General features: G+C 37.6%; 23 protein-coding genes and 2 tRNA genes. 22 read left to right on the top strand and 3 right to left on the bottom strand.

What is annotated here, in order from left to right; all coding sequences use genetic code 11:
• Positions 1-54 precede the first annotated feature (54 nt).
• The 3 genes from radC to CDL10_RS03110 are packed head-to-tail and all read left to right on the top strand — an operon-like array spanning position 55 to position 1,867.
• Entirely contained in the window at positions 55-753 is a 699-nt protein-coding gene (radC, locus tag CDL10_RS03100) for a RadC family protein (RefSeq protein ID WP_100677186.1), read from the top strand.
• A gap of 8 nt (positions 754-761) precedes the next feature.
• Positions 762-1,451, top strand: coding sequence for a YjjG family noncanonical pyrimidine nucleotidase (locus tag CDL10_RS03105; RefSeq protein ID WP_100677187.1), 690 nt, complete (start codon positions 762-764; stop codon positions 1,449-1,451).
• Positions 1,451-1,867 (top strand): hypothetical protein, encoded by a 417-nt coding sequence (locus CDL10_RS03110; RefSeq protein ID WP_100677188.1) that lies wholly within the window; start codon positions 1,451-1,453, stop codon positions 1,865-1,867. Before CDL10_RS03105 ends, CDL10_RS03110 begins: the two co-directional genes overlap by 1 nt.
• Before the next feature lie 6 nt (positions 1,868-1,873).
• Here the strand turns inward: CDL10_RS03110 and CDL10_RS03115 are convergent, their stop codons facing one another.
• Positions 1,874-2,122, bottom strand: coding sequence for a hypothetical protein (locus tag CDL10_RS03115; protein WP_100677189.1), 249 nt, complete (start codon positions 2,120-2,122; stop codon positions 1,874-1,876).
• Between the two features lie 91 nt (positions 2,123-2,213).
• Here CDL10_RS03115 and CDL10_RS03120 point away from each other — a divergent pair, with 91 nt between their 5' ends.
• The 19 genes from CDL10_RS03120 to CDL10_RS03210 all read left to right on the top strand — a co-directional run bounded on the left by CDL10_RS03120 (position 2,214) and on the right by CDL10_RS03210 (position 13,683).
• Positions 2,214-2,987, top strand: coding sequence for a 3'-5' exonuclease (locus CDL10_RS03120; RefSeq protein ID WP_100677190.1), 774 nt, complete (start codon positions 2,214-2,216; stop codon positions 2,985-2,987).
• A 44-nt stretch (positions 2,988-3,031) separates the two neighbouring features.
• A complete protein-coding gene (locus tag CDL10_RS03125) occupies positions 3,032-3,232 on the top strand; it encodes a hypothetical protein (protein ID WP_100677191.1) in 201 nt (66 codons plus the stop codon).
• Positions 3,233-3,241: 9 nt separating this feature from the next.
• Positions 3,242-3,550 (top strand): type II toxin-antitoxin system RelE/ParE family toxin, encoded by a 309-nt coding sequence (locus CDL10_RS03130; RefSeq protein WP_100677192.1) that lies wholly within the window; start codon positions 3,242-3,244, stop codon positions 3,548-3,550.
• A gap of 22 nt (positions 3,551-3,572) precedes the next feature.
• Positions 3,573-4,181 (top strand): fumarylacetoacetate hydrolase family protein, encoded by a 609-nt coding sequence (locus CDL10_RS03135; protein ID WP_100677193.1) that lies wholly within the window; start codon positions 3,573-3,575, stop codon positions 4,179-4,181.
• Entirely contained in the window at positions 4,181-5,434 is a 1,254-nt protein-coding gene (locus tag CDL10_RS03140; RefSeq protein ID WP_100677194.1) for a CinA family nicotinamide mononucleotide deamidase-related protein, read from the top strand. The genes CDL10_RS03135 and CDL10_RS03140 overlap by 1 nt, the downstream gene beginning before the upstream one ends.
• Before the next feature lie 256 nt (positions 5,435-5,690).
• Entirely contained in the window at positions 5,691-5,927 is a 237-nt protein-coding gene (gene rpmB / locus CDL10_RS03145; RefSeq protein ID WP_100677195.1) for a 50S ribosomal protein L28, read from the top strand.
• Between the two features lie 30 nt (positions 5,928-5,957).
• The gene (gene rpmG / locus CDL10_RS03150; RefSeq protein ID WP_100677196.1) at positions 5,958-6,140 is read left to right on the top strand and encodes a 50S ribosomal protein L33; all 183 of its coding nucleotides are present in this window, start codon (positions 5,958-5,960) and stop codon (positions 6,138-6,140) included.
• 9 nt (positions 6,141-6,149) lie between these two features.
• A complete protein-coding gene (locus tag CDL10_RS03155) occupies positions 6,150-6,302 on the top strand; it encodes a DUF4295 domain-containing protein (protein ID WP_100677197.1) in 153 nt (50 codons plus the stop codon).
• Between the two features lie 113 nt (positions 6,303-6,415).
• The gene (gene ftsY, locus CDL10_RS03160) at positions 6,416-7,369 is read left to right on the top strand and encodes a signal recognition particle-docking protein FtsY (RefSeq protein ID WP_100677198.1); all 954 of its coding nucleotides are present in this window, start codon (positions 6,416-6,418) and stop codon (positions 7,367-7,369) included.
• Positions 7,369-7,797, top strand: a complete 429-nt coding sequence (locus CDL10_RS03165) for a hypothetical protein (RefSeq protein WP_100677199.1) — start codon at positions 7,369-7,371, stop codon at positions 7,795-7,797. Before ftsY ends, CDL10_RS03165 begins: the two co-directional genes overlap by 1 nt.
• On the top strand, positions 7,790-8,104 hold the full coding sequence (locus CDL10_RS03170) for a DUF721 domain-containing protein (RefSeq protein ID WP_100677200.1): 315 nt from the start codon (positions 7,790-7,792) through the stop codon (positions 8,102-8,104). Before CDL10_RS03165 ends, CDL10_RS03170 begins: the two co-directional genes overlap by 8 nt.
• Positions 8,105-8,170: 66 nt before the next feature.
• Positions 8,171-9,484, top strand: coding sequence for a T9SS type A sorting domain-containing protein (locus tag CDL10_RS03175; RefSeq protein ID WP_100677201.1), 1,314 nt, complete (start codon positions 8,171-8,173; stop codon positions 9,482-9,484).
• 93 nt (positions 9,485-9,577) lie between these two features.
• Positions 9,578-10,105: an isopentenyl-diphosphate Delta-isomerase gene (gene idi / locus CDL10_RS03180; protein ID WP_100678617.1), complete on the top strand. Its 528-nt coding sequence runs from the start codon at positions 9,578-9,580 to the stop codon at positions 10,103-10,105.
• The gene (locus CDL10_RS03185; protein WP_100677202.1) at positions 10,102-10,512 is read left to right on the top strand and encodes a 6-pyruvoyl trahydropterin synthase family protein; all 411 of its coding nucleotides are present in this window, start codon (positions 10,102-10,104) and stop codon (positions 10,510-10,512) included. The genes idi and CDL10_RS03185 overlap by 4 nt, the downstream gene beginning before the upstream one ends.
• Before the next feature lie 109 nt (positions 10,513-10,621).
• A complete protein-coding gene (locus CDL10_RS03190; RefSeq protein ID WP_100678618.1) occupies positions 10,622-11,563 on the top strand; it encodes a type I phosphomannose isomerase catalytic subunit in 942 nt (313 codons plus the stop codon).
• Positions 11,564-11,575: 12 nt separating this feature from the next.
• Positions 11,576-11,845 carry a hypothetical protein gene (locus tag CDL10_RS03195; RefSeq protein ID WP_100677203.1) on the top strand — a complete coding sequence of 90 codons (270 nt, stop codon included), beginning with the start codon at positions 11,576-11,578 and terminating at the stop codon, positions 11,843-11,845.
• Between the two features lie 69 nt (positions 11,846-11,914).
• A tRNA-Thr gene (locus CDL10_RS03200) sits at positions 11,915-11,988 on the top strand.
• 27 nt (positions 11,989-12,015) lie between these two features.
• Positions 12,016-12,089 (top strand) — tRNA-Thr (locus CDL10_RS03205).
• Positions 12,090-12,168: 79 nt separating this feature from the next.
• Positions 12,169-13,683: a carboxypeptidase-like regulatory domain-containing protein gene (locus tag CDL10_RS03210; protein WP_100677204.1), complete on the top strand. Its 1,515-nt coding sequence runs from the start codon at positions 12,169-12,171 to the stop codon at positions 13,681-13,683.
• A 245-nt stretch (positions 13,684-13,928) separates the two neighbouring features.
• Here the strand turns inward: CDL10_RS03210 and CDL10_RS03215 are convergent, their stop codons facing one another.
• Positions 13,929-15,470: an acyl-CoA carboxylase subunit beta gene (locus CDL10_RS03215; protein WP_100677205.1), complete on the bottom strand. Its 1,542-nt coding sequence runs from the start codon at positions 15,468-15,470 to the stop codon at positions 13,929-13,931.
• 5 nt (positions 15,471-15,475) lie between these two features.
• On the bottom strand, positions 15,476-16,522 hold the full coding sequence (locus CDL10_RS03220) for a PDDEXK nuclease domain-containing protein (protein ID WP_100677206.1): 1,047 nt from the start codon (positions 16,520-16,522) through the stop codon (positions 15,476-15,478).
• Positions 16,523-16,559 lie beyond the last annotated feature (37 nt).

Consider the following 16,559-nt stretch of genomic DNA (forward strand, 5'->3'; position numbering starts at 1 on the left):
TAAGTTTCTTGTGTTTTTTACGAATATTTTCGTAAGTTCATCATCAAAAAAGCTATGCAAGAATTTCCACACAAGAAAATCTCTATCAAAGAGTGGGCAGATGACGATAAGCCTCGTGAAAAAATGATGCTCAAGGGGCAAGCAGCCTTGTCGGATGCAGAGTTGTTGGCTATCCTAATTGGGTCGGGTACCAGAGACGAATCAGCCGTAGATTTGTGCAAAAGAATTTTACAAACTGTCAATCATAATTTGAACGAATTGAGCAAACTTTCCTTAAGCAAGCTCAAACAGTTTAAAGGAATCGGCGACGCCAAGGCAATTACCATCATTGCCGCATTGGAGTTGGGTCGAAGACGAAAAGCCGAAAACATCCAACCCACAAAAATCCAATCGAGCAGAGATGTGTATGAGCACATGGCTTCCGCAATGGAAGATTTGCCTCACGAAGAGTTTTGGATCGTTTTTTTAAACAACAGCAACAAGATTATTAAAACCACACAGCTCAGCAAAGGCGGGCTAACCGCAACAGTTGTCGATGTGCGAATGCTATTTCACACTGCATTGGATTGCTTGGCCACTGGTGTAATATTGGTGCACAATCATCCGTCTGGGAATTTAACGCCAAGCAGAGAAGACAAAAATATTACTAACAAAATTAAAGAAGCCGGAAAAGTATTAGACATCCTTTTGCTCGACCATTTAATTATCAGCCAAAATGGTTATCTTAGCTTTGCCGACGAAGGTATTTTATAAAAGACAAAATGAACAACAATAAAAAAATTACCGATATATTTTTCGATTTAGATCATACACTATATGATTTTGATGCCAATGCCAAAGCAACTTTTGATGAGGCGTTTCGCTTGTTTAATGTGCCAGAACAAGCCAATTTTATGGAGATTTTCTCGCCCATAAATGACCGTTATTGGCAACAACTCACCCACAACAAAGTAAGTCGAGAAGCTTTGCGTTACGGCCGACTCAAAGAATCTTTCGATGTGTTGGGCGTTAGTGTTACTGATGAAATCATAAACGGTGTGTCAGATTTTTTCATGGAAAATCTATGTAAAAAAGGGCAAGTTTTTCCTGGTACATTTGAAGTGCTAACGTATTTACAGCCTAAGTACAATTTGCATCTTATCACCAATGGACCTGAGGAGATTCAGCAACAAAAGCTCGAGGTTTCTCTCTTAAAGCCTTATTTCAAGACCATGACCACATCGGAGCGGGCAGGCGTGAAAAAACCTTATCCGCAAATATTCGAATTTGCTTTAAAATCGGCTAATACCCAAGCCGACCAAAGTGTGATGATTGGAGATAATCCAGAGGCAGATATCGAGGGTGCGCTCAAGGCAGGTTTGTCAGCAGTATATTTTAACGAAAAAAAGAAAGCCAATCCGAAGAAATTTACCGAAATTTACCACTTGGAACAAATTAAAAACATATTGTAATGAAAACCATATTTACCCTATTCACAGTACTATTTTCATTGACTTTTTTTGGACAAACTTTGTCTGATGCAACTTATATCCAAGTAAATAAAAAGTATGAATTTCAGGACGAGGAAAACGAGTACCGCCTCAACTCAACCCTCAAAAGCCGACTTGAAAAAAGAGGTTACAAAGTTTATTTCTTAGAAGATGGCATTCCGGATGAAGTAAAGCAGAATCCTTGCAAGGCAGTGATTTGTGAACTGGACAAAGGCAGCGGCTGGTTAAGCACCACGGTTATCCTTGCGTTAAAGGATTGTCACGGACAAATAATTACACAATCAGAAGGAAACAGCCGATTGAAAAATCGCAACAAATCATTTCCGGCAGCTTTGGATCAAGCGTTTAAAAGAATCACGTTTCCTGAGAGAAACTGATAAATGTTAGTCCTTTGTGTTTTCATATAACTCGCCCCGATGCGGTTTCAATTGGTCGCGTACCTGCATCATTTGCGGTCGTGTAACCACCATATATGCAATGGCATGATGCGGATTAAGCGCTTCGAATCCCGTAATACTAATGGGTAATTTCTCGATGGCAATAAATTCTTTCAGGTGAATTTCGTGGTGCTCAGCAGTTTTTAAAGCCACAGGACCTCTGAAATCCCAGATTAATTTGATTAATTCGTCCATTTATTTTTTTGACAAATTTACGGATAAGAACACAAAAGTCGGTCTTTCATCCCAAAACAAACTTGTATCTTTGTAGAAAATATTTAGTTACATGGAATTAAAATTGAGCCGTCCCATCTGTTTTTTTGATTTAGAAACCACTGGGACAGACATAACCAAAGACAGAATTGTAGAAATAGCCATCCTGAAAGTTTATCCCAACGGAAATGAAGAAAGCAGGAGATGGCTGGTAAATCCAACCATTCCGATTCCGGTATCGACCTCAGCCATTCACGGGATTACAGACGAAAAAGTGGCGAACGAACCTACTTTTGCCGAACTCGCACCACAAGTTTATCAAATCATCAAAGATGCCGATTTGGCAGGCTACAATTCCGACCGATTCGACATTCCTTTGCTGGCAGAAGAGATGCTTCGGGCAGGAATTGATTTTGATATGAAAAACAAAGAATCGGTTGATGTGCAAACGATTTTTCATAAAAAAGAACAAAGAACGCTGTCGGCAGCTTATCGCTTTTATTGCGATAAATCACTCGAAAATGCTCACTCTGCCGAGGCCGACACTACCGCAACCTATGAAGTGTTGAAAGCTCAACTCGACCGTTATCCGGATCTGGAAAATGACATCAAAGCGTTGTCGGCATTCACTACCCGCAAAAAAACTGCCGATTTTGCCGGATTCATCGCCCTGAACAAAGACAATCAAGAGGTTTTCACTTTCGGAAAATACAAAGGAAAACTCGTAGAGGAAATATTGGAACAAGATGCCGGTTATTTCGGCTGGATACAAAACGCTGATTTTCCGCTTTATACCAAAAAAGTATTGACTGGAATTAAGTTAAGAAAATTGAATAATAAATTTTGATTGTCGAAAAATTGTATCTTTGAGTAATTAAAAAAGAGGGAATTATGAGCACTATTGAATTAAAACAGGAGTTGCATAATTATATTGATGAAGGCGATGATAAATTCATAAAAATGTTTTATGAAATGGCAAAGGCATATATGTCGCAAAAACAGAAAGACAAAATGATTGCCGAAGCTGAAGAAGATATAGAGAAGGGTCACACCTACAGTTTGAAAGAGGCGAGAGAGATTATGGATAAATAAAAAGAGCTTATGAAAGTTGAATTAACTTCAAGAGCCTTAAAAGACATGCAAAAAATAAAGCGGTTTAATAACCAGCTTTATGGCGAATGTAAATCCAAAGAAATCATCTCTGCTATTTTTCAACGGATAGAAATATTTGAAAATACTGATACAAACTTTACAAGTATAGGTTCTATAGATGAAGATTTTGTTCATTTGAAATATGAATACCGTAAGCTTGTGGAAGGATACTATAAAATAACCTACCGAAAAGGAAATAAAGCCATTTATGTTGTTCGGGTTTTTGATACAAGACAAAACCCGAAGAAGAATAAATAATTGCCTGATAAAAAACTAATCCATGAAAATAATCTGTGTAGGCAGAAATTATTCTGACCATATCAATGAACTCAATAACGAAAAACCTCAAAATCCGGTGCTGTTTATGAAGCCCGATACGGCTTTGATGAATACGGAAATGCCTTTTCCGATACCTGAATTTTCTGATAATGTGCAGTATGAAGCTGAAATCGTTGTCAAAATCAATAAAACAGGTAAGCATATTCAGCCTGAGTTCGCTCACAAATATTATGACAAAATCGCTTTAGGGATAGATTTTACAGCAAGAGATACCCAGCAATATCTGAAGGAAAAAGGATTGCCCTGGGAAAAAGCCAAAGCCTTTGATAATTCGGCGGTGGTAAGTGATTTTTTCCCGAAAGAAAATTATGATTTGCAAAATTTATCTTTCACATTACAATGCAATCAGCAAGTGGTGCAATCTGGGAATACCAAAGATATGTTGTGGAAAACGGACGAATTGATTGCTTATATTTCGACCTATTTCACGTTGAAAACCGGCGACATGATTTTTACCGGAACGCCTGCCGGAGTGGGAAAAATAAATTCTGGCGATAAACTCGAAGGTTTTCTGGAAGACAAAAAAGTTTTTGACATAAAAGCATTGTAATGAAAGCAGTAATTATAACCATTGGAGATGAATTGCTGATTGGTCAGGTGGTGGATACCAACAGCGTTTTTATTGGGAAAGAGCTCGAACGAATTGGTTGTACTGTAAAGGAAAAAGTAGCGATTGCAGATACCGTTGAGGCGATTTCGGAAAGCATGAAACGTTATCAAAACAAAGCCGATTTGGTTGTTTTTACTGGTGGATTAGGTCCGACAAAAGACGATGTGACCAAAAAAACTTTTGCCCGGTACTTTGATGATGAATTGGTGTTGAACGATGAAGTGTATGTGCATGTTAAAAAATTGATTGAAGATTATTATCAGCGTCCGATTACCGAAGTCAATCGACAACAGGCGTTTGTGCCTTCAAAATGCCAGATTCTTTTTAACAAAGTCGGTACAGCACCCGGAATGCTGATGCAAAAAGGGCAAACGACTTTTGTGTCATTGCCCGGTGTGCCGTTTGAAATGCGATACCTGATAACCGAAGAATTAATACCTTATATTAAAGAAACTTTCCGGTTGGACGCTATCATGCACACCACCGTTCTAACGTATGGAATCGGCGAAAGCTTGCTGGCAGAAACCATTGAAGATTGGGAAAACAGTTTGGAAACATTAGGGATAAAATTGTCCTATTTGCCACATTTTGGCGTGGTTCGGTTGCGTTTGAGCAAAACCGGCAATGACTCAAAACAGATAGAAGACCAAATGCACCAAAAGATAAAAGAGCTGGAAACACTGATTCCTGATTTTTACGCCGGAATTTCCAATACCGAATCACTTCTGGAGGAAGTCTCCCGCTTGTTAAAGGAGCAGAATTTAACTATTGCTACAGCAGAAAGTTGCACAGGCGGAAGCATTGCACAACAATTGACTTCTTTGGGAGGCTCTTCGGCTTATTATAAAGGAAGTGCGGTTACTTATGCCACCGAGTCTAAAGTGAAAGTTTTGAAGGTTCAACAACATACGATTGATAAATATAGTGTGGTGAGCGAACAGGTTGCAAAAGAAATGGCAGAAGGCGTTCGTGCTTTGTATCAAAGTGATATAGCAATTTCCACAACAGGCAATGCCGGACCGTTAAAAGGTGATTCGGACAAGGAAGTCGGGACGGTTTGTATCGGAATTGCCACAGCGACTAAAACAGAAACATTTACTTTCCGGTTTTCACAACCGCGAAGCCGGGTAATCGAGTCGGCGGTGCAGCAAGTTTGGTTTTTGCTTTACAGAATGCTAAAAGCTAATTGCTGAATTTGTTGTCAGATGTTAGATGTAGGTTGATAGAAGAAACCTGAAGGGATTGTGTGTTTCAAGTTCTGACTGCTAAAAGCTAATCGCTAAAGGCTAACAGCTAATTTAGTTTCAGGTTTAAAGTTAGCTTGCTTACTGAAAACTACCTAACAGATACCAATCTAAAAAAAACAACAAATAAATTTTGTGTAACAGAAAAAGTTTTCGTTACTTTGCACACTCATTTGAAATTTAAACGAATAAAACGTAAGGAATAATGTCTAGAGTTTGTCAAATTACAGGAAAGAAAGCGATGGTTGGCAACAACGTTTCTCACGCGATGAATAAAACCAAAAGAAAATTTTCGGTTAATTTAATCAAGAAACGTTTCTACATTGCTGAGGAAGATAGATGGGTGACTTTGAAAGTGTCAACATCTGCATTAAAAACAATCAATAAAAAAGGTCTTGAGGCAACCCTGAAAAGTGCTAAGGCTAAAGGATTGATGAAATAATTTTTCCCGAACAATTAAAAATCATAAACAATGGCCAAGAAAGGAAACAGAATTCAGGTAATTTTGGAATGTACTGAGCACAAGGAGTCAGGACTTCCCGGGACATCTCGATACATTACAACCAAAAACAAAAAAAATACTCCGGACAGATTGGAAATCAAAAAATTTAACCCAATCCTAAAGAGAGTAACAGTTCATAAAGAAATTAAATAATTATTAGTCATGGCAAAGAAGTCGGTAGCATCATTACAAACAGGGTCAAAACGCTTGACTAAAGCGATTAAAATGGTAAAATCACCAAAAACAGGATCATATACTTTCGTTGAGTCAGTTATGGCACCTGAATTAGTTGACGAATATTTGAGCAAAAAATAATCTTTTGTAATCAAGAAATACAAAGCTATCACATTTGTGGTAGCTTTTTTTATTTATTTATCAAAATCATACAAAAAGTTATTATCTTTATACTCAATTAATACCGTTGAAATATGAGTTTTTTTAAACGTTTATTTTCATCAGAAAAAAAAGAAACTTTAGATAAAGGACTGGAAAAATCCAAAAGCTCTTTCTTTTCAAAGCTGACAAAGGCTGTTGCCGGAAAATCCAAAGTGGACGATGAGGTGTTGGACGACCTTGAAGATGTGCTGATTACCTCAGATGTTGGCGTAAACACCACTTTGAAAATTATTGAAAAAATAGAAGAAAGAGTTGCTCGTGACAAATATACAGGCACAAGCGAGCTCAACGATATATTGCGAGAAGAAATCATGGCATTGCTTTCCGAAACCAGTTCTGGAGAAGAAACGGAATTCTCTGTGCCTCAGGATAAAAAACCGTATGTAATTATGGTTGTAGGTGTGAACGGAGTTGGGAAAACAACAACCATCGGAAAACTGGCGTACCAGTTTAAAAAAGCGGGGAAAAAAGTCGTGCTTGGTGCGGCAGATACCTTCCGGGCAGCAGCTATCGACCAGTTGCAGATTTGGGCAGACCGTGTTGATGTGCCAATCGTTAGGCAAAATATGGGCAGCGACCCCGCATCTGTGGCGTTTGATACTTTGCAATCTGCTGTGGCACAAAATGCCGATGTGGTCATCATCGATACAGCCGGACGGTTGCACAACAAAGTCAATCTGATGAACGAGCTTTCCAAAATCAAAAGGGTAATGCAAAAGGTAATTCCTGACGCACCGCATGATGTGTTGCTCGTTCTCGATGGTTCGACCGGGCAGAATGCTTTTGAACAAGCCAAACAATTTACTGCCGCAACCGAAGTTACTTCCTTGGCAGTGACAAAATTAGACGGAACGGCTAAAGGTGGTGTCGTTATTGGTATTTCAGACCAGTTCCAGATTCCGGTAAAATATATCGGCGTAGGAGAAGGTATTGAAGATTTACAAGTGTTTAATAAATACGAATTTGTAGATTCATTTTTTAAGTAATGAAAAAGTTTTTTGGCTTATTAATTTTTATAGTCTTAATTGCTTCGTGTTCTCAACCGATTTCTTCAGAAGATTTAAAAAATATCAACGGATATTGGGAAATCGAAGAAGTGAAAACGCCTGATAGCCAAGCGAAAATATATGGGCAAAACACTTCTGTGGATTATATCGAACTAAAAAATAACGAAGGATTCAGACAAAAAATGATGCCACAATTCGACGGAAAATACCTAACCAACGACCTTAAAGAAAACATTAAAATTGTAGAGGAAGAAAACAAATTTTATTTGGATTGCAGTACGGAATATGCCCAATGGCGGGAAGAAATCGTTGCGATAGATTCCACTAATCTGACCATTAAAAACGACCAGAATATTACCTATAAATACAAACGTTTTGAACCTCTCAATGTGGAAGTAAATGAGTAAAAAATTTAATCCATACGAGCGAATCAAAGAAGAATCTTCAGCAGAAGAAATTGTCGGGAAATTTCTGAAAGGCTACCACCTAGATAAAGGTGTTGATGCTGTTGAGGTTAAAAATGTGTGGTACAGCGAAATGGGCAATGGCGTGAAAAGTTATACCAGAGAAGTAATATTCCGGCGAAACACACTCTTTGTGTCACTCACTTCCGCAGTCTTGCGAGAAGAGCTGAGCTACGGCAAACAGTTGATTATCCAAAAGCTCAACGAAGCCCTCGGCAAAGAAATGATTACGGATATTGTTTTCAGATAATTTTAGGAGCGAATATTGAAGGATTAACATTTTTTTGTATCTTTATGCAAATCAAAATTGTGAGATATGAAAAAACAATTACTTTTTTTAGGGGCTTTTACAGCAATTTCATTCGGGGTGTTTGCCCAGAACAACGACAATCCGGATAATGTGAAAGTGTGGCTGAAACCAGCCGGCGGAACTACTCAAACCGGGTTGAACGGTTATATGCCGACAAAAGTCGATACCAATCAATGGTATAATTTTACCGACGAAAGTGCGAATTTCTATGTTGTTTTCCGCTCTTTTTCCAGTGAAAAAACCGATTTGGTGGACTACAATTTTGCGTGTTTCGATGCATCTTTACACACGGGAATAACCGACCCGAGAATTCCTACTAAAGATTTGATGCAGAGAAAACTGCAAACAGGTGCGATTTTTAAACACAGCCTGAATTTGCCATCATCTTACATCAATCCGACAGATAGCAAAAGCTTTTTTACGGTAAAGGAAAACGCTGAAAATCAGATTTATGAGCTGATGTATTACGACACTTCCTTTGAGTCTGCCGACCACCAGCGGGTGCAGACGTATTTGTCGTTAAAATACGGAATATCTTTACTGGAAAAAAACAATTATGTGAATCGTTATGGTGAGCCTGTATGGAATATCGGTTTGAACCGAAATTATAATGAACACATTTTCGGTTTGGCAAGAATTGATGATTTCGGTTTGATACAGAAACAATCGGTTAACTCATTGCAGCCGGTGTTGACAGTAACTTCTTTGTCTGATTTTGCTGATGAAGAATATATGTTGCTGGGCGATAATGCAGGTAAATTGACGTTTGTTGAGAACGAAAACGAAATGATTTTAGACCGGCAATATGTCTATCAAAATCATGGCTCAGAAAAAAACATCGTGTTGAAATTTGATTATACCCAAATAGAAGATTTTGATACCAACAAGATATATGCTTTAAGGATAAATCACGGTTCTACCGAGCTTGATGTTGAAAAATCACAGGATTATTTAGGCAGAATCGCAGATGGAAATCTGATTTTTGACAATGTAACTGTGAACGATTACGGACTAATCACGCTGACCAATGTGACCAATGCTGCCTCTTTTGACGAAATGGAATGGGTAGTTTCTGAGAAAATGGAAATTTATCCGAATCCGGTTGAAGCTGGCGGAAAATTCCATATCGATTTGAATTTCAATCAATCAACAGATGTTGATGTGTATATCTATCAGGTAAATGGCAAGCTGATTTCAAAAAATCGTCTCAATGCTGTGACGCAGCGAACCTTTGAACACAGCGTGACGACTGCCGGCAATTATCTCATTATGGTATATGCCGGAGGAAAACTCAATACATTTAAGTTACTCGTTAAATAAAACCTAAAAAAAGCCTTGCACTAACAAGGCTTTTTTTATGCCAGAAATTATTACTAAATTTACTCGTTTAACACAATGGTTAAACCAGATAAAGTGACAGAAGAACAAGTAATTTTAGTAAACGAAAATGACGAACCTATCGGGCAGATGGACAAGTTGCAGGCACACGAAGAGGCGAGGCTTCATCGGGCTTTTTCCGTTTTTATTCTCAATGACAATAACGAATTGATGTTGCAGCAAAGAGCAGGGCATAAATACCATTCGCCATTGTTGTGGACAAACACCTGTTGCAGTCATCAACGAATGGGGGAAACCAGCCTTTCTGCCGGAAAACGAAGGTTGGAAGAAGAAATGGGTTTTGTGACCGAACTAAAAGAGCTTTTTTCGTTTATCTACAAAGCACCTTTTGATAACGGACTGACCGAGCATGAATTTGACCATGTCATGATTGGATATTACAACGACGAACCCTGCATAAATCTTGATGAAGTAGCAGACTGGAAGTGGGAAAATCTTGATGATATCCGTGAGGATATACAACGAAATCCGGAAATTTATACCGCTTGGTTCAAGATTATTTTTGACAGATTTTATCATCATTTAGAAGCTCAAAAGAAATGAAAATAACTGTTTGCAGAAAAGCACATTTTAACGCTGCACACCGGCTCTATCGGAAGGACTGGTCTGATGAAAAGAATGAAACTGTTTTCGGGAAGTGCAACAATCCGAATTTTCACGGGCACAACTATGAATTGACGGTTGCCGTAACCGGCGAAGTCGATGCCGAAACCGGTTATGTCATGGATATGAAAGTGCTGAGTGATATTATTGAAAAAGAGGTAGAAGAACCGTTTGATCATAAAAATCTTAATCTGGACGTGCCGGAGTTTGCCAACCTCATTCCGACTGCCGAGCATATCGCTTATGTTATCTGGCACAAACTCAGAAAAGCAATCCGGGAAGATTTGGAACTGGAAGTAACTTTGTACGAAACAGCCCGCAATTTTGTAAAATACAATGGATTGTAAAAAATTAGGCTGAATTGAAAGATTAATTCGTAAATTGCACCCTTATTTAATTGAAAGTAATTTGAGTTCAGAGAACCCGAAAATATCAAAGCATTTCCATGCCTATCCGATGAAGTTTATCCCTATTTTCAAAGAAAGAATATGGGGCGGAAATAAATTGAAATCGCTCGGAAAAGACATCTTTGCTGATAATATCGGCGAAAGCTGGGAGATATCTACGGTAGAAGGCGATGTGAGCGTGGTCGGAAACGGGATTTATCAGGGCAAAAAACTTGACAAGCTGGTCAATACATACTCAGAAGATATTGTCGGAGATAAAAGTTTACAGCATTTTGGAGAGGAATTTCCCTTACTGATTAAATTTCTGGACGCTAAAACCGATTTGTCTATTCAGCTGCACCCAAATGATGATTTGGCAAAGAAAAGACACCATTCTTTCGGCAAAACGGAAATGTGGTATATTGTAGATGCCGAGCCTGAATCCAGAGTAATTCTTGGATTTAAGGAAGATAGTTCAGCGGAAGAATATCTGCAGCATCTGCAAAAAAAAACACTACCTACTATTTTGCAGGAATATCCGGTAAAAAATGGGGAAACCTATCTGATTGAAACCGGAACGATTCACGCTATCGGTGGCGGGATATTACTGGCAGAAATCCAACAAACCTCAGATATCACATATCGGGTGTATGATTGGGACAGAACAGACAAGGACGGAAATGAACGCGAGTTGCATGTGGATTTGGCATTAGAGGCGATAGATTATAACAAAAAAGAACCAAGATTGCCGTATGAACCCCAAAAAGATACATCGGTTGAAGTAGCTCACACACCTTATTTCATTACTAATTATATCGAACTCGACAAAGAATTTCCAGTAAGACATAACGGAGAATCTTTTAGAATTTATATTTGCACAGAAGGAAATTTCGACATTCATTATTCAGGCGGAATGATGGATATAAAACAAGGGGAAACAATTTTAATTCCCGCAAAATTAACGAATTACCAGCTCGAAGGACGAGCAAAAATATTAGAAGTATATATTTAAATTTTTATAAAAATGGCAAAAGTAAGACACTTAAAAAGAGACATCAATTTCGTAATCGGAGATTTGATTGATGCGGTATATTTTTGGGAAATAGCCAACGGAGGAAAACCAACTCCGGAATCTGACGCAATCATCGACGATGCGATTAATCAGTTCGACACTTTGATTAGCAGAGTGAATCAGAAAGATGTAGATGATAAAAAATCACACTACAAACAAATCAATAAGGATTTGGAAGCGACAGCCAATTCGTTGGTGGACAGAATTAACGGATTATCATAGTCAATTTTTTTGGGTGCAAATGTTGCAATAATAAAAAACTGTGTTATATTTGCACCCATATTTTGAAACGCCGATGTAGCTCAGCTGGCTAGAGCAGCTGATTTGTAATCAGCAGGTCGTGGGTTCGAGTCCCTCTATCGGCTCAAAGGTTTTGAAGTTTTTAAATTGTTGCCTCTGTAGCTCAGCTGGCTAGAGCAGCTGATTTGTAATCAGCAGGTCGTGGGTTCGAGTCCCTCCAGAGGCTCTAAGAACGCTCCGAATTTCGGAGCGTTTTTTTGTTTGGATATTTTTATATAACTTACATTATCTTTTAAAGGGTTTGTATGAAGTTTTTATATTTTGTTTTTGTTGTTTTATTGTCATCTTCGGTTCAATCACAGACTATATCGGGAACAGTAACAGACGAAAAAGGAAGTCCTATTGCAGATGTTTCTGTGTTTTTTGATAATTCTACCATAGAAACTGTTACAAAATCAGATGGAAGTTTTTCTATTCTGATTCCGGAAAATAATAGAAATTTGCTGGTTTTTAGCGGTTTTGGATATAAATATTATATTGTTGAAAATCCCAAACCCCAAGACAATTTACAAATCAGTTTACAGTTGGAGGATAACGAACTGGAAGAATTAGTTATTAATCGGGCTGACTTTTCGAGAAAAGAATTTCTTCGAGCCTTTCGTTACTTTTTCATCGGAAACACCAAAAATGCCAAACGAACCAAAATACTAAACGAAGAAGTGCTTTCATTCTATTTCGATAAAAATTCTAATACTTTTTATGCGTATGCAGATCAACCTATAAAAGTGGAAAACAAAAAATTAGCCTATGATATTCTTTTTCATTTAGATACTTTTGAAGTACAATATAATCGGATTAGTTTAGACCCAGACATCTATTTTAGCAGTCATTTTTTTGGATATATGCAATATCGTGACAAAGCCGACGGCAACAAGAAAAGTCTTAAAAATCGACAAAAAACCTATAATAATTCTTCAATGGCTTTTTTCACCGAGTTGGCAAATAATGAAATTGGAACAGGGAGTTTTATTCTTGCTGTAAACGGTTTGGCGATTGATTCGGATGAATATTTTGATGTGAAAAAAGGAGAGGATTACTTATTGGATCTAAAGAAAATTCCGACTCGAAAAAAACCGGTCTATTCAGAAAAATCAGTTGTCAACGGAGTTTTTGATCCTAATTTAGTAACCGATTATGAAGAAATAGAAGTGCCTTTTGTTGTGCTGAATAAAGATACGCAGGAACAATCGCAGTTGTATTTTCAGCAACAAAAAATCAATATAGATGCAAAAGGAAATCTGCAAGACCCAAAAGCAGTTTTTTTTAGTGGCTATTTTGGCGAGTTGAAAGTGGCTGATATGTTACCGTTGGATTATGAGCCAATAAAATCGCCGAAAAAGAACGATCTGGAAAAAAAATCAAAAATGCCTACTTATTCTGATTTTGAAAAAGAAGCTATTGATTTTTATTCTTCAAAAGAATATATGTCACACGTCAAGGCACGTAAACATTTCTTTGACAAGTTGAAAGTTGAATATAATTATAAAGTTCACGAACCCTTTGCCCTTTGGATTGATGAGAATTTAAGTAATACTTCCTTTGTTTCTACAGAAGAGGGGATAAATCTTCATAAGAACTTTGTTTCTACTTATAAAGCTATAAAAAATAAGCAGGAGGATATTGAAAAAAAGGAGGATTACTTTGAGCAGGTCTATGGAGAAAAAAAGTTTAACGAAATGTATTCAAAAGCTATTATAGAAGGTGTTTTAAATAAAGCTGAATTTGACCAAACCAAAATAGAGCAGTCTCTTTCTCATTAACGGTGTAAATTAATGAAAATCGACTATTTGATAATAAATACCGGATAATTCTTATTTTATTAACGGTTGATTTTATATATACGAACTCCATAAACTTTCACTTAACCCTTTATTCATAAGACTTACAAAGGTTTTTACCAACTATTTTTCAGTATTATGCCCCAAAAAGCAAAAAAACCTACAAGGTCAAGCAGACCTTGCAGGTTCTAATATCTAAAATCTAGTATCTAACTTCTAATAACAGACTACAACGGAATGTTTCCGTGTTTGCGGTTAGGCATAGCTACTTCTTTATTTTCTAACATTTTGAATGCTTTGATTAATTTTCTGCGTGTATCTTGTGGGAAGATGACTTCGTCAATAAATCCACGTTGAGCTGCACGGTATGGGTTAGCGAATTTCTCCGCGTATTCGGCTTCTTTCTCGGCTAATTTGGCCGCTGGATCAGCTGCTTCGGCAATTTCTCGTTTAAAGATGATTTCTGATGCTCCTTTTGCTCCCATAACTGCAATTTCCGCACCAGGCCAAGCAAAGTTCATATCGGCACCAATGTGTTTTGAATTCATCACGTCGTAAGCACCACCGTACGCTTTACGTGTAATTACGGTAACTTTTGGAACCGTAGCTTCTGATAAAGCATACAATAATTTCGCTCCATGAACAATAATTCCGTTCCATTCCTGGTCTGTTCCTGGTAAGAAACCTGGCACATCTACCAATACTAATAACGGAATGTTGAATGCATCGCAAAAACGCACAAAGCGAGCCGATTTTATCGATGAATTTACATCTAAACAACCTGCTAAAAACATTGGATTGTTGGCTACAATACCTACTGATTTTCCGCCGATACGAGCAAATCCAACAATGATGTTTTCTGCGTAGTTTTTATGAATTTCATAGAAAGAATCCTCATCAATCACATTGTTGATAACATCGTGCATATCGTAAGGTTTGTTCGCGTTATCAGGAACAATCGTATTCAATTGCTCACGTAATTCGTCACGTAATTCGTAGGGTAAATCTTCAACAACTTCTTGATTGTTTTGCGGAATATAACTCAACAAACGTTTTACGTCTTCTAAACATTCTACATCGTTTGCAGAAGTGGTATGAGCCACGCCCGATTTTGTAGAATGCGTTGATGCTCCTCCTAATTCTTCAGCAGAAACTGTTTCGTTTGTAACAGTTTTTACAACGTTTGGACCTGTTACGAACATATAAGAAGAACCTTCAACCATCATGGTGAAATCGGTCATCGCAGGCGAATACACCGCACCACCAGCACAAGGTCCCATAATCGCAGAAATTTGAGGAATAACTCCCGATGCCTGAACGTTACGGAAGAAGATGTCTGCATATCCACCTAACGAACGAACGCCTTCTTGAATACGAGCTCCACCAGAATCATTTAATCCAATCATTGGTGCACCCACTTTCAATGCCATATCCATTACTTTACAGATTTTTTCTGCGTGTGTTTCAGATAAAGCTCCACCAAAAACAGTAAAATCCTGAGCGAAAGCATACACTAAACGTCCGTTTACTGTTCCGTAACCTGTAATGACACCATCGCCTAAATAATGCTCTTTATCCAAACCAAAATCTTTGGTACGGTGTGTTACAAAAGCCCCGATTTCTTCGAAAGAACCTTCGTCAAAGAAATACTCAATACGCTCACGAGCCGTTAATTTCTTTTTTCCGTGTTGTGCATCGATACGCTTTTGTCCTCCGCCTAATTGGGCTTCGGCTAATTTTTTATTTAATATTTCGAATTTTGTATTCATTGTTTTTATTGTTCTTTTATTAATGATTTTAATTCTTCCTTACTTGGAAGTACAGTTTTATATCTGCTCGCAAAGATGTGTTCGTTATTTTCGGGCAAAGTATATTCCACAACGGCTTCACTTTTGTTTTGACAAAGTACAATGCCAATGGTTTTGTTTTCGTCTTCCAGGCGGACTTCCCGGTCATAATAATTCACATACATTTGCATTTGTCCAATGTCCTGATGCTTCAGCTCGCCGATTTTCAAATCAATCAATACAAAAGATTTCAATATGCGGTTGTAGAAAACCAAATCAATCCAAAAATGTTTATCATCGAATGAAATCCGTTTTTGTCGGGCTACAAATGTAAATCCATTGCCCAATTCTAACAGAAAGTGCTCTAATTTATTGATAATTTCTTCTTCTAATTGATTTTCAGAATATGCCGATTGTTCAGGCAAACCGATAAATTCCAAAATATAAGGATCTTTTATGGCGTCTTTTGGTTTTTCAATTATTAAACCTTTTTCGGAAAGCTCCTTTACTTTATCTTTATCTCTGCTCAAAACTAACCGAGTGTACAATGCAGAATCATATTGACGTTCTAATTCCCGCACGCTCCAATTATTCTTTGCTGCTTCTATTTCGTAAAATTTGCGTTCATTTTCGTCTTCAATTCGCATCAACTTTAAATAGTGCGACCAACTTAAATTGAATTTCGCAGACGCTGTTTGCGATTTTTCGTTTTGCAATTCGTCAGACAGTGTCTGACCTTTTTCAGAAATCCTCAACACTGTTGAGGATATTGAATACGCTAAATAAAACTGCCTCATTTGTTTTAGGTTTGTTTCTGAAAAACCTCGTCCGAATTCTTTGGTTAGCACTTTTGATAAATCTTGTAAAAGATTTTTCCCATAAACTGCCCTATCTTTTCCGTTTTGTTCTTCCTCAACAATCATTCTTCCAATCTCAAAGTATGTCAGTACCATTGTTTGATTAATGGTACGTACAACATTACTCCTTGCCGATTGTAGCAAATCAACAATTTGAGAAAAGAATTTTGTATTCATAGTTTTGTTTTTTAGTCGTCAGCAGTCAGATTTCAGT

This window comes from Avrilella dinanensis (genome assembly GCF_002807015.1).
GTDB classification, from domain to species: Bacteria; Bacteroidota; Bacteroidia; order Flavobacteriales; family Flavobacteriaceae; genus Flavobacterium; species Flavobacterium dinanensis.

Coding starts and splice junctions, on each gene's coding strand:
- CDL10_RS03130 (WP_100677192.1), top strand. CDS start 3,242: ATGAAAGTTGAATTAACTTCAAGAGCCTTAAAAGACATGCAAAAAATA.
- CDL10_RS03210 (WP_100677204.1), top strand. CDS start 12,169: ATGAAGTTTTTATATTTTGTTTTTGTTGTTTTATTGTCATCTTCGGTT.
- CDL10_RS03125 (WP_100677191.1), top strand. CDS start 3,032: ATGAGCACTATTGAATTAAAACAGGAGTTGCATAATTATATTGATGAA.
- rpmB (WP_100677195.1), top strand. CDS start 5,691: ATGTCTAGAGTTTGTCAAATTACAGGAAAGAAAGCGATGGTTGGCAAC.
- CDL10_RS03165 (WP_100677199.1), top strand. CDS start 7,369: ATGAAAAAGTTTTTTGGCTTATTAATTTTTATAGTCTTAATTGCTTCG.
- radC (WP_100677186.1), top strand. CDS start 55: ATGCAAGAATTTCCACACAAGAAAATCTCTATCAAAGAGTGGGCAGAT.
- CDL10_RS03155 (WP_100677197.1), top strand. CDS start 6,150: ATGGCAAAGAAGTCGGTAGCATCATTACAAACAGGGTCAAAACGCTTG.
- CDL10_RS03175 (WP_100677201.1), top strand. CDS start 8,171: ATGAAAAAACAATTACTTTTTTTAGGGGCTTTTACAGCAATTTCATTC.
- ftsY (WP_100677198.1), top strand. CDS start 6,416: ATGAGTTTTTTTAAACGTTTATTTTCATCAGAAAAAAAAGAAACTTTA.
- CDL10_RS03215 (WP_100677205.1), bottom strand. CDS start 15,470: ATGAATACAAAATTCGAAATATTAAATAAAAAATTAGCCGAAGCCCAA.
- CDL10_RS03115 (WP_100677189.1), bottom strand. CDS start 2,122: ATGGACGAATTAATCAAATTAATCTGGGATTTCAGAGGTCCTGTGGCT.
- CDL10_RS03140 (WP_100677194.1), top strand. CDS start 4,181: ATGAAAGCAGTAATTATAACCATTGGAGATGAATTGCTGATTGGTCAG.
- CDL10_RS03195 (WP_100677203.1), top strand. CDS start 11,576: ATGGCAAAAGTAAGACACTTAAAAAGAGACATCAATTTCGTAATCGGA.
- CDL10_RS03110 (WP_100677188.1), top strand. CDS start 1,451: ATGAAAACCATATTTACCCTATTCACAGTACTATTTTCATTGACTTTT.
- CDL10_RS03170 (WP_100677200.1), top strand. CDS start 7,790: ATGAGTAAAAAATTTAATCCATACGAGCGAATCAAAGAAGAATCTTCA.
- CDL10_RS03190 (WP_100678618.1), top strand. CDS start 10,622: ATGAAGTTTATCCCTATTTTCAAAGAAAGAATATGGGGCGGAAATAAA.
- CDL10_RS03220 (WP_100677206.1), bottom strand. CDS start 16,522: ATGAATACAAAATTCTTTTCTCAAATTGTTGATTTGCTACAATCGGCA.
- CDL10_RS03105 (WP_100677187.1), top strand. CDS start 762: ATGAACAACAATAAAAAAATTACCGATATATTTTTCGATTTAGATCAT.
- CDL10_RS03120 (WP_100677190.1), top strand. CDS start 2,214: ATGGAATTAAAATTGAGCCGTCCCATCTGTTTTTTTGATTTAGAAACC.
- rpmG (WP_100677196.1), top strand. CDS start 5,958: ATGGCCAAGAAAGGAAACAGAATTCAGGTAATTTTGGAATGTACTGAG.
- CDL10_RS03185 (WP_100677202.1), top strand. CDS start 10,102: ATGAAAATAACTGTTTGCAGAAAAGCACATTTTAACGCTGCACACCGG.
- CDL10_RS03135 (WP_100677193.1), top strand. CDS start 3,573: ATGAAAATAATCTGTGTAGGCAGAAATTATTCTGACCATATCAATGAA.